The following is an 11073-nucleotide window of genomic DNA, read 5'->3' on the forward strand; positions in this document are numbered from 1 at the left end:
TTCGGCGCGCACCTCGAATTCGCCGACGTCGATCTCGGGGAGCCGTTCCTCGTCGACCACGGCGGCTGGGCTGCGGAGGCGGCCAGGGGGGCGCTGGAGGACGGCTGGGGCGCCGCCCCCGTCGCGACCGGGATCGGCGGCTCCATCCCGTTCGTCTCGACCCTCGCCGAGATGTTCCCGGCCGCGCAGATCCTGCTCACGGGCGTCGAGGATCCGAGCAGCAGGGCGCACTCCCCGAACGAGTCCCAGCACCTCGGCGTGCTGCGACGCGCCATCACGGCGGAGGCGCTGCTCCTCGCGCGCCTCTCCCGGCGCGGGGCGTAGCATTCCGGGCATGACCGACATCGCGATCACCGGCCGGCCGACCACCGACACCCGTCACGGCGTCCTGCTCACCGCCGCCGCAGCCGGCAAGGTGAAGAGCCTGCTCGAGCAGGAGGGCCGCGACGACCTCCGCCTCCGCCTCGCCGTGCAGCCAGGCGGCTGCTCGGGCCTCATCTACCAGCTGTACTTCGACGAGCGACTCCTCGAGGGCGACGCCACCGTCGACTTCGAGGGCGTCGAGGTCGTCGTGGACCGCATGAGCGTGCCCTACCTGGACGGCGCGACCGTCGACTTCGAGGACACGATCCAGAAGCAGGGCTTCACGATCGACAACCCCAACGCGCAGGGCAGCTGCGCGTGCGGCGACTCCTTCCACTGAGCCGCCCCACGACCTGAATGGCGCCCCCGCCAGGGGGCGCCATTCGCATGCAACCCGCAGAACAAGGGGGGTCGCCGTCGGGGGAGCGGATCCGCTCCTGACGGTAGGCTGATCCCGGGAACGTCCGATCGTCACCGAGAGGGAACTGGTGCGCTCCAACCGCCGACGCTTGATCCTGGTCCCGCCCCTGGCGGTCGGGGTGCTGCTCGCTCTCACCGGCTGCGACGACCTGCAGCTGCACGGCTACCTGCCCGGCTTCACCTCCGGGCAGACGCCGACCACGAATCACGCGCAGATGATCTCCGACCTCTGGGTGGGCTCGTGGATCGTGCTGCTCGCCGTCGGCGTCATCACCTGGGGCCTCATCATCTGGGCGGCCGTGGTCTTCCGTCGCCGACGCGGTCAGACCGGCCTGCCCGTGCAGCTCCGCTACAACATGCCGATCGAGATCTTCTACACGATCGTCCCGCTGATCCTCGTGCTCGGCTTCTTCGCCTTCACCGCCAAGGACCAGAACGCGATCGAGGCGCGCGACCCGCATCCCGATGTCACGATCGACGTCTACGGACAGCAGTGGGCGTGGGACTTCGACTACAAGAACGAGAACGTCTACTTCGCCGGGATCCAGGCCCAGCCGAAGGCCGAGGGCATCCCGAACACGGGCTTCGACAACTCGCAGCTGCCGGTGCTCTACCTGCCGATGGGCAAGTCGGTCGAGCTGCAGCTGCGCACCCGTGACGTGAACCACTCCTTCTGGGTGATCGACTTCCTCTACAAGAAGGACCTCATCGCCGGGCAGACGAACTACGAGACCTTCACCCCGACCCGGCTCGGCACCTATGAGGGCAAGTGCGCCGAGCTGTGTGGCGAGTACCACTCCCGCATGCTGTTCACGGTGAAGGTCGTGACGCCGGCGCAGTACACCGCGTACATCCAGCACCTGCGCGACATCGGCAACACGGGGCTGCTGGGCGACCAGTTCAACAAGGACGACAGCTCGGGCGCGATCGGCACGCAGCAGAAGAACAACAGCGGTAACGGGAACGCGCCGAGCGAGACGAAGCAGCTCGGCAATCAGTGATGGGAATCGCGCGATGACGACGACTCTGGGACGCCCGGGCGAGCCAGCGGCACTGCCAGGCGGTCAGACGACCACGATCGACGACCGCAGCCCGGTCGCCCGCAAGGGCAACATCGTGGTGCAGTACCTGACCACGACGGACCACAAGCGGATCGGGTACCTGTACCTCACGACCTCGTTCGTGTACTTCCTGATCGGCGGCGTGCTCGCCCTCGTGATCCGGGCCCAGCTGGCGGCTCCGGGTCTGCACCTGGTGCCGACGCCGGAGATCTACAACCAGCTCTTCACGATGCACGGCACGATCATGCTGCTCATGTTCGCGACGCCGCTCTTCGCGGGCTTCACGAACGTGCTGATGCCGCTGCAGATCGGCGCGCCCGACGTCGCCTTCCCGCGGCTCAACGCCTTCGCCTACTGGCTCTACTTCCTGGGCAGCTTCATCGCGGTGTCGGGTGAGTTCACGCCCCAGGGTGCGGCCGGCTTCGGCTGGACCGCCTACGCCCCGCTGTCGGAGACCGCCTACTCGCCGGGGCTCGGCGGCACGCTGTGGGTCTTCGGCCTCGGCCTTTCCGGGTTCAGCACGATCCTCGGCGCGGTGAACTTCATCACCACGATCATCACGATGCGCGCCCCCGGCATGACCATGTTCCGGATGCCGATCTTCACCTGGAACGCGATGATCACGTCGCTGCTCGTGGTGATGGCGTTCCCGGTGCTCGCCGCCGCCCTGCTCGCGCTCGGCGCGGACCGGCAGCTCGGGGCGCACGTGTTCAACTCGGCGACCAGCGGGTCGATCCTCTGGCAGCACCTGTTCTGGTTCTTCGGCCACCCCGAGGTCTACATCATCGCGCTGCCCTTCTTCGGCATCATCTCCGAGGTGATGCCGGTGTTCAGCCGGAAGCCGCTGTTCGGGTACAAGACGATCATCTACGCGACGATCTCGATCGCGGCGCTCTCCGTGGCCGTCTGGGCCCACCACATGTACGTCACCGGGTCGGTGCTGCTGCCGTTCTTCGCCCTGATGACGATGCTGATCGCCGTGCCCACGGGCGTGAAGATCTTCAACTGGACGTTCACGATGTGGCGGGGATCGGTGACGTTCGAGACGCCGATGCTGTGGGCGCTGGGCTTCCTGATCACGTTCGTCTTCGGTGGCCTGACGGGCGTGATCCTCGCGTCCCCGCCGCTGGACTTCCACCTCTCGGACAGCTACTTCGTGGTCGCGCACTTCCATTACGTGGTGTTCGGCACCGTCGTGTTCGCGATGTTCGCCGGCTTCTACTTCTGGTGGCCGAAGTGGACCGGCAAGATGCTGAACGAGCGGCTCGGCAAGCTGCACTTCTGGCTGCTGTTCATCGGCTTCCACACGACGTTCCTCGTGCAGCACTGGCTCGGCGTGCTCGGCATGCCCCGTCGGTACGCCACCTACCAGCCGGGTGACAACTTCACGACGCTGAACCAGCTGTCGTCGCTCGGCGCCGCGATCCTCGGTCTGTCGGTCCTCCCGTTCCTCTACAACGTCTGGATCACGGCCAGGCGGGCACCGAAGGTGACGGTGAACGACCCCTGGGGCTTCTCCCGGAGCCTCGAGTGGGCGACCTCGTGCCCGCCGCCGCGGCACAACTTCACGTCGATCCCGCGGATCCGGTCGGAGTCGCCGGCGTTCGACCTGAACCACCCCGAGGCGGGCATCCCGTTCGGCGTGGGCCCGGCCAAGGACGCCCCTGACGCGCCGACGTACGACGTCGCGCACGGCGAGGTGCGGTAGCCGTGCGGGCCAGCGTCAACCTCTTCTGGATCCTCGCCGGGTTCTTCCTGCTCTCCGACGCGGCGTACACGATCTGGTCACTCATCGTCTACGCGCAGCCCGAGTGGGTCGGCACGGTCGGCATCGGCCTCGTCGCCGTCATGGCCGTCTTCATCGGGTTCTACCTGAACCGCTCCTACCACGCGCAGGGCGGGCAGCTGCCCGAGGACCGGCTCGACGCGAGCATCGACGACGGCGATCCGGAGCTCGGCTTCTACAGCCCGTACAGCTGGTGGCCGATCATCCTCGCCACGGCGGCCGCGCTGGGCTTCCTCGGCGTCGCCGTCGGGGTCTGGATCTCGATCATCGGCGGCACGATCTTCATCGTCGCGATCATCGGTTGGGTCTACGAGTACTACCGGGGCTTCTTCGCCCGCTGACACCCCGACGACGGGGTGCCGGGGCTCAGCGGGTCGTCAGGCGGGCCAGGAGCGGGCGCTGCGAGGCCGTCAGCATCCGCTGCGCCGCGTCCAGGGGCACCCAGCGCAGCTCGTCGATCTCCGGCACCTCGAGGAGCCGGCCGGACCGCGGCGGCCACTCCAGGGTGAAGGTGCCGGGGGAGAAGCCGGCGACGTCCACGTCGGCCTCCACCGCCCACACGGTCACCGTCTTGCCGCCCGAGGTGCGCACGTCGCCGAGGGGGACCGGCGTCCCGTCGGGCACCGGGATGCCGGTCTCCTCCCGGAACTCCCGCCGAGCGGCCTCCAGGGGTTCCTCACCGGGCTCGAGGAGCCCCTTCGGCACCGTCCAGGCGCCCTCCTGCTTGCGCGCCCAGAACGGGCCGCCCATGTGCCCGAGCAGCACCTCGAGGCCGTCGTGGCGCCGGAACACGAGAACGCCCGCGCTGCGTGGCGCGGGCGTTCTCGGTGTCGGCACGATCAGTGGTGGCTCGAGAGCTCCACGTCGGTGCGCGTGACGGGCTCGATGCGGTCCTCGAAGAACCAGCGGCTGAGCACCGCGCGCACGCGCTCCTGCGGCGGGATGCGGCCGGCCGCGTTCGGGCGGATCATCAGCGGCTCGTAGTCGTTGAAGCTGACCAGCCTCCACCGCTCGAAGTCGTCGACCTGCTCGTGGACCTCGATGTACTCGCCGCCCGGCAGCCGCACGATGCGCCCCGACTCGAAGCCGTGCAGCGCGACCTCGCGGTCCTTCTTCTGCAGCGCGAGACAGACCCGCTTCGCCACGAAGTACGCGATGAAGGGACCGACCACGAGCGCGAACTGCAGCGTCGTGATGACACCCTCGATCGAGAACTTGAAGTGGGTGGCGATCAGGTCGGAGCCGGCCGCCGCCCAGAGCACCGCGTACACCGTGAGTCCGGCCGCGCCGATCCCCGTCCGGGTCGGCATGTTGCGGGGGCGGTCCGAGACGTGGTGCTCGCGCTTGTCGCCCGTCACCCAGCTCTCGAGGAAGGGGTACACCGCCACCGCGCCGAGGAACGCGCCGAGGCCGACGACCGGGACCAGCACGTTGAGCGAGTAGGTCGTGTTGAAGAGCACGAACTCCCAGCCGTGGGGCACGAGGCGCAGCGCGCCGTCCGCGAACCCGATGTACCAGTCGGGCTGCGTCCCGGCGGACACGGGGCTCGGGTCGTACGGACCGTAGGTCCAGATCGGGTTGATCGCGAAGAACGTCGCCATCAGCATGACGACGCCGAACACGATGAAGAAGAACCCGCCGGCCTTCGCCGCGTAGACCGGGAGGATCGGGTAGCCGATCACGTTGTCGTTCGTGCGTCCCGGTCCGGCGAACTGCGTGTGCTTGTGGACCACCACGAACACGAGGTGCAGACCGATCAGGGCGAGCACGGCGGCCGGCAGCAGCAGGATGTGCAGCGTGTAGAGCCGGCCCACGATCGACGTGCCGGGGAACTGGCCCCCGAAGATGAACCACTCGAGCCAGCTGCCGACGAACGGGATGCCCTCGACCATGCCCGCGATGATCCGCAGCCCGTTGCCGGACAGCAGGTCGTCGGGGAGCGAGTAGCCGGTGAAGCCCTCGCCCATGGCGAGGACGAACAGCACGAACCCGATCAGCCAGTTGAGCTCACGCGGCTTGCGGAAGGCTCCCGTGAAGAAGATCCGGACCATGTGCAGGCCGATCGAGGCGACGAACAGCAGCGCCGCCCAGTGGTGCACCTGGCGCATGAGCAGGCCGCCGCGCACCTCGAACGAGATGTTCAGCGTCGACTGCATCGCCGCCGACATGTCCAGGCCCTTCAGGGGCACGTAGCTGCCGTTGTAGACGACCTCCGCCATCGAGGCCTGGAAGAAGAAGGTGAGGAACGTGCCCGACAGCAGGATGATGACGAAGCTGTAGAGGGCGACCTCGCCCAGCATGAAGGACCAGTGGTCCGGGAAGATCTTGCGGCCGAACTCGCGGACGACGTAGGAGATGCCGGTGCGCTCGTCGAGGTAGTTCGACGCCCATCCGGTGAGCCCGCCGGAGGAGCGGCGGGCGTCCGCCGGCTCCGTCCGGTCGTAGGCGAGTGGTTCAGACGTTGTAGTCACCGCGACGCTCCCAAAAGCTCGGTCCGACTGGTTCGTGGAAGTCGCTCTGGGCGACGAGGTACCCCTGGCTGTCCACGGAGATCGGGAGCTGCGGGAGCGGGCGCTTGGCGGGTCCGAAGATGACCTCCGCCTCGCGGGTGATGTCGAACTGCGACTGGTGGCAGGGGCAGAGCAGGTGGTGCGTCTGCTGCTCGTAGAGCGCCACCGGGCAGCCCACGTGCGTGCAGATCTTCGAGTACGCGACGATCCCGTCGTACGCCCAGGACTCCCGGCCCTTCGACGGATGGAGGTCGGCCGGGTCGAGCCGCATGAGCAGCACGGCGGCCTTCGCCTTCTCCTCGAGCATGTCCGGAGCGTCGTTCAGGCCCTCGGGGATGACATGGAAGACCGAGCCGATCGTCACGTCGGACGCCTTGATCGGCACGCCCGACGGATCCTTCGTCAACCGCGAGCCCTTCTTCCACATGGTGTGGGAGTAGGCCTCGGCGGGGGTGCCCGACGCGGGCGCCAGGTCGCGGAACAGGAAGATCGCCGGGAACGGCAGCACCGCGATGGCCGCGATCATCGAGTTGCGGATGAGGGTGCGCCGGCCGAACCCCGACTCGACGTTCGCGAGATCGATGATCTCGACCGCCCGAGCGCGCGTCTTCTGGTCACCCCGGATCGGGTGCCGGATGTCGACGCCCTCGTGGTCGGCCATGAGGACCTTGCCCCAGTGCACCGCGCCGACGCCGATCGCGAGCAGCGCGAGCGACAGGCCGAGGCCGAGGAACAGGTTGTTGAGCCGGACCGACGCGAGGTCGTCGGCGTGGATCGGGAAGGCGAAGTAGGCGGCCATCGCGAAGACGGCGCCGACGATCGAGACGTAGAACAGGGCCACGATCGCCCGCTCCGCGTGCTTCGCCGCCTTGGGGTCGGAGTCGGTGACCCTCGGCCGGTGGGGCGGCAGTCCCGGGTTCTGGAACGCGTCGCTCCGCTCGACGGCCGTGCCGCTGCTCGCTGCCGCGCGTCCGGCCGGGACGACCTCGGTGCTCTCCTGGTTCGCCATGCTTCCGTTCCCGCTAGTTCGCCTTGGCCGTGAGCCAGACGGTGAAGGCCACGATCGCGCCGAGGCCGAAGATCCAGAGGAAGAGCCCCTCCGCCACGGGGCCGAGGCTCCCGAGGTCGAAGCCGCCGACGTTGGCGTTCTGCTGCGTCGCCTTGAGGGCGGTGATGATGTCGGCCTTGTCCTGCGGCGAGATGTTGGCGTCGTTGAAGACCGGCATGTTCTGCGGGCCCGTCAGCATCGCCTCGTAGATGTGCGCCGGCGTGACGCCATTCAGGTTCGGCGCGTACTTGCCCTCGGTGAGCGCCCCGCCCGCGCCCGCCACGTTGTGGCACATCGCGCAGTTGATCCGGAACAGCTCGGCGCCGCGGGTGGCGTTGCCGCTCAGCTGCAGGTACTTGGACGACGGCAGGCCCGGGCCGGGAGCGACCGAGGCGACGTACGCCGCGAGCTCCTTCGTCTGGGTGTCGTCGAACACCGGCGGCTTGTCCTGCGCCTGGGGCGCGTCCTGGGCGAGCGGCATGCGCCCGGTGCCGACCTGGAAGTCGACCGCGGCGGCGCCCACGCCGATCAGTGAGGGACCGGCGACGGTGCCCTGCAGCGCGAGGCCGTGGCAGGTGGCGCAGTTCGCCTGGAACAGCTTCTTGCCCTGCGAGATCGCCTGCGCGCTGTTCAGGTCGATCGCGGCGGAGGCGCCGGACGAGGCCGTGAAGAGCGTGTACGCGCCGCCGGTGAGCAGCAGGCCGACGGCGACCAGCGCGACGGAGGCCAGCGGTGACCTGCGGCCTCGCTTGCGGGTGCGGACGGGGCCTGCGGCGGCTGCGCGACGGGTTCGAATCACTGAGGTCCTCACGTCTATTTGAGCACGTAGATGACGAGGAACAGGCCGATCCAGACCACGTCCACGAAGTGCCAGTAGTAGGAGACGACGATCGCCGTCGTCGCCTCCCGGTGACCGAAGTTCTTGACGGCGAACGCACGGCCGATCGTCAGAAGGAACGCCAGCAGACCGCCCGTGACGTGGAGGGCGTGGAAGCCGGTGGTCAGGTAGAACGCCGACCCGTAGGCCGAGCTGCTGATCATGATCCCCTCGCTGACGAGGGTCGCGTACTCGAACACCTGGCCGGTGACGAACACCGCGCCCATCGCGTAGGTGAGGAAGAACCACTCGACCATGCCCCACTCGGACATCCGCCAGCCGGTGGCCCTGGCCTGCAGCCGCTCGGCGGCGAAGACCCCGAACTGACACGTGAAGGAGCTGAGGACCAGGATGATCGTGTTGGTCAGCGCGTACGGCACATCGAGGTGCGTGGTGCTCTCCGCCCACAGCGCCGGCAACGACGTCCGCAGCGTGAAGTAGATCGCGAAGAGCCCCGCGAAGAACATCACCTCGCTGCCCAGCCACACGATGGTGCCGACCGCGATTGCGTTCGGCCGGTTCACCGCGGGCGCGTTCGCGTTCTGAAGCACTGACGCACTGCTCACGAGATCATTATGGTCGCTCCCGGTCCCCGCCGCCTGATCCGGGGGCGTCCCCACACGGCGATCTGGGGGCGCGCGGGGGCGGGAACGGGGGCGCGGTCCTGGTGGCGACCCCGTCGGTAGGGTGAAGCCGTGACGGATGCCGCCGAGTGGGCCCGACTGCTCTCCGCCCTGCTCGACGGGCACGACCTCCGGGTCGCCGAGGCGACCTGGGCCATGGAGCGCGTGATGGCGGGCGAGGCGCCCTCGGCGACCCTCGCCGGCTTCCTCGTCGCGCTGCGCGCCAAGGGGGAGACGGTCGACGAGATCGTCGGCTTCCGCGATGCCGTGCTCGCCCACGCGGTGCCCCTGTCGATCGGCCCGGAGGCGCTCGACATCGTCGGCACCGGCGGTGACGGGTTCCGCACCGTGAACGTGTCGACGACCGCCGCGATCGTCGCGGCCGCGGCCGGCGTGCCGGTCGTGAAGCACGGCAACCGCGCCGCGAGCTCCGCGTCCGGCGCGAGCGACGTGCTGTCCTCCCTCGGCGTGCGGATCGACCTCGACGCCGACGGGGTCGCCCGCGTGCTGCGCGAGGTCGGCATCACCTTCGTGTTCGCCTCCGCGTTCCACCCCGGGTTCCGGCATGCGGCGGAGGCCCGGAGCGCCCTCGGCGTCCCGACCGTCTTCAACTTCCTCGGCCCGCTCTGCAACCCGGCCCGGCCGGACGCCAACGTGATCGGCGTCGCCCGTCCCGCCGTGGTGCCGCTCGTGACCGGCGTGCTGCAGACCCGCGGGGCGACGGCGCTCGTGGTGCGCGGCGACGACGGGCTCGACGAGCTGTCGACGACGGGTCACAGCCACATCTGGGAGGTCTCGGCGGGCGCGGTCACCGAGCACGACGTGCATCCGGGCGACGTCGGGCTGCCGGTCTCGCGGCTCGAGCAGCTCACCGGGGGTAGCCCCGCGGACAACGCGGCGACCGTGCGCAGGGTGCTCGACGGCGAGCCCGGCCCGGTTCGCGACTTCGTGCTGCTGAACGCCGCGGCCGGACTGGTGGCCTGGGACCTGCTGCAGGACCCGGGCCAGGCGGAGCGGCCGATGGCGAGGCGCCTCCGCGAGCGCCTCACGACGGTCGCCGAGACGGTCGACTCCGGTGCCGCCCGAGCGAAGCTCGACGCCTGGGCCGCCGCCACGCAGCGCCCCTGAGCACGCGAACGGCGGGCCCCCCTCCCGACGTGGGAGCGGGGCCCGCCGGATCGGGTCGATCAGTTCACGTCGACGTCGACCCAGTCGAACGTCTTCGTGACGGCCTTCTTCCAGTTGCGGTACTGCCGCTCGCGCTCGTCCGACTCCATCGACGGCTCCCAGCGCTTGTCCTCCTGCCAGTTCTTGCGCAGGTCGTCGAAGTCGTTCCAGAAGCCGACGGCGAGACCCGCCGCGTAGGCGGCGCCGAGCGCCGTGGTCTCCGCGACCTGCGGCCGCACGACCGGGATGTCGAGGATGTCGGCCTGGAACTGCATGAGCAGGTCGTTCTGCACCATGCCGCCGTCGACCTTCAGCTCCGTGAAGGGCTTGCCCGTGTCCGCGTTGACGGCGTCGAGCACCTCCTTCGTCTGGAACGCGGTGGCCTCGAGCGCGGCGCGGGCGATGTGTCCCTTGTTCACATAGCGGGTCAGGCCGACCAGGGCACCGCGGGCGTCCGACCGCCAGTACGGCGCGAAGAGCCCGGAGAACGCCGGCACGAAGTACGCGCCGCCGTTGTCGTCCACGGTGCGGGCCAGGGTCTCGATCTCGCTCGCCGATGAGATCAGGCCCAGGCTGTCGCGCAGCCATTGCACCAGCGACCCGGTCACGGCGATCGAGCCCTCCAGGGCGTAGTGCGGTTCGGCGTCGCCGAGCTTGTAGCCCAGGGTGGTGAGCAGCCCGTTCTTGGAGTGGATGATGTCGGTGCCGGTGTTGAAGATCAGGAAGTTACCGGTGCCGTAGGTGTTCTTCGCCTCGCCCTGGTCGAAGGCGGCCTGGCCGAACGTGGCGGCCTGCTGGTCGCCGAGGATGCCCGCGATCGGCACCTCGCGCAGCAGGCTGTGCTCGTTCACGGTGCCGTAGACCTCTGACGAAGACTTGATCTCCGGCAGCATCGACTTGGGCACGTTGAAGATGCCCAGGATCTCGTCGTCCCACTGCAGGGTTTCCAGATCCATGAACAGGGTGCGGCTGGCGTTGGTGTCGTCGGGGGCGTGCACCCCGCCCTCCAGCCCCCCGGTGAGGTTCCAGAGCACCCAGGAGTCTGTGGTGCCGAACATCAGGTCGCCGCCCTCGGCCTTCTCCCTGGCGCCCTCCACGTTCTCGAGGATCCAGACGATCTTGGTGCCGGAGAAGTACGTCGCCAGGGGGAGGCCGACCTTCTGCTTGAACCGCTCCACGCCCCCGTCGGCGGCGAGCCGGTCGACGATCGGCTGGGTA

At 69.0% G+C, this 11073-nt stretch carries 11 protein-coding genes and 1 pseudogene; 6 read left to right on the forward strand and 6 right to left on the reverse strand.

All coding sequences use genetic code 11. The features are described 5' to 3' along the window. From JWQ92_RS15835 to JWQ92_RS15855, 5 genes and pseudogenes are all read left to right on the forward strand, one after another. Window positions 1-324 (forward strand): annotated as a pseudogene (locus JWQ92_RS15835) (dipeptidase); the annotation flags it as partial. 10 nt (window positions 325-334) lie between these two features. After that, window positions 335-703, forward strand: a complete 369-nt coding sequence (gene erpA, locus JWQ92_RS15840; RefSeq protein WP_297345428.1) for an iron-sulfur cluster insertion protein ErpA — start codon at window positions 335-337, stop codon at window positions 701-703. A gap of 148 nt (window positions 704-851) precedes the next feature. Then, window positions 852-1784 carry a cytochrome c oxidase subunit II gene (gene coxB, locus JWQ92_RS15845; protein WP_297345429.1) on the forward strand — a complete coding sequence of 311 codons (933 nt, stop codon included), beginning with the start codon at window positions 852-854 and terminating at the stop codon, window positions 1782-1784. Window positions 1785-1797: 13 nt separating this feature from the next. After that, window positions 1798-3552 (forward strand): cytochrome c oxidase subunit I, encoded by a 1755-nt coding sequence (gene ctaD / locus JWQ92_RS15850; protein ID WP_297345430.1) that lies wholly within the window; start codon window positions 1798-1800, stop codon window positions 3550-3552. A gap of 2 nt (window positions 3553-3554) precedes the next feature. Further along, entirely contained in the window at window positions 3555-3971 is a 417-nt protein-coding gene (locus JWQ92_RS15855; protein WP_297345431.1) for a cytochrome c oxidase subunit 4, read from the forward strand. Window positions 3972-3996: 25 nt separating this feature from the next. Here JWQ92_RS15855 and JWQ92_RS15860 read toward each other — a convergent pair whose 3' ends face one another. Genes JWQ92_RS15860 through JWQ92_RS15880 form a run of 5 tightly spaced genes read right to left on the reverse strand, consistent with a single transcriptional unit; the run spans window position 3997 to window position 8631 of the window. Further along, window positions 3997-4467 carry an NUDIX domain-containing protein gene (locus JWQ92_RS15860; protein ID WP_297345432.1) on the reverse strand — a complete coding sequence of 157 codons (471 nt, stop codon included), beginning with the start codon at window positions 4465-4467 and terminating at the stop codon, window positions 3997-3999. Between the two features lie 2 nt (window positions 4468-4469). Next, window positions 4470-6101, reverse strand: coding sequence for a ubiquinol-cytochrome c reductase cytochrome b subunit (locus JWQ92_RS15865; RefSeq protein WP_297345433.1), 1632 nt, complete (start codon window positions 6099-6101; stop codon window positions 4470-4472). Further along, complete coding sequence (locus JWQ92_RS15870; RefSeq protein WP_297345434.1) at window positions 6085-7149, reverse strand: ubiquinol-cytochrome c reductase iron-sulfur subunit; 1065 nt, start codon at window positions 7147-7149, stop codon at window positions 6085-6087. The genes JWQ92_RS15865 and JWQ92_RS15870 overlap by 17 nt, the downstream gene beginning before the upstream one ends. A gap of 13 nt (window positions 7150-7162) precedes the next feature. Beyond that, window positions 7163-7987, reverse strand: a complete 825-nt coding sequence (locus JWQ92_RS15875) for a cytochrome c (protein WP_297345435.1) — start codon at window positions 7985-7987, stop codon at window positions 7163-7165. Window positions 7988-8001: 14 nt separating this feature from the next. Further along, on the reverse strand, window positions 8002-8631 hold the full coding sequence (locus tag JWQ92_RS15880; RefSeq protein ID WP_297345436.1) for a heme-copper oxidase subunit III: 630 nt from the start codon (window positions 8629-8631) through the stop codon (window positions 8002-8004). 129 nt (window positions 8632-8760) lie between these two features. Between JWQ92_RS15880 and trpD the strand changes: the two genes are divergently transcribed. Then, window positions 8761-9816, forward strand: coding sequence for an anthranilate phosphoribosyltransferase (trpD, locus tag JWQ92_RS15885; RefSeq protein ID WP_297345437.1), 1056 nt, complete (start codon window positions 8761-8763; stop codon window positions 9814-9816). A 59-nt stretch (window positions 9817-9875) separates the two neighbouring features. Here the strand turns inward: trpD and JWQ92_RS15890 are convergent. Continuing rightward, a partial coding sequence (locus JWQ92_RS15890) for a glycerol kinase GlpK (RefSeq protein ID WP_297345438.1) occupies window positions 9876-11073 on the reverse strand: 1198 nt, incomplete at its 5' end.

The sequence above is a fragment of the Amnibacterium sp. genome (genome assembly GCF_025463795.1).
GTDB lineage: Bacteria > Actinomycetota > Actinomycetes > Actinomycetales > Microbacteriaceae > Amnibacterium.

Excerpts from the sequence above, each read along its gene's own strand:
- erpA (WP_297345428.1), top strand. The coding sequence starts at position 335 with ATGACCGACATCGCGATCACCGGCCGGCCGACCACCGACACCCGTCAC.
- JWQ92_RS15870 (WP_297345434.1), bottom strand. The coding sequence starts at position 7,149 with ATGGCGAACCAGGAGAGCACCGAGGTCGTCCCGGCCGGACGCGCGGCA.
- ctaD (WP_297345430.1), top strand. The coding sequence starts at position 1,798 with ATGACGACGACTCTGGGACGCCCGGGCGAGCCAGCGGCACTGCCAGGC.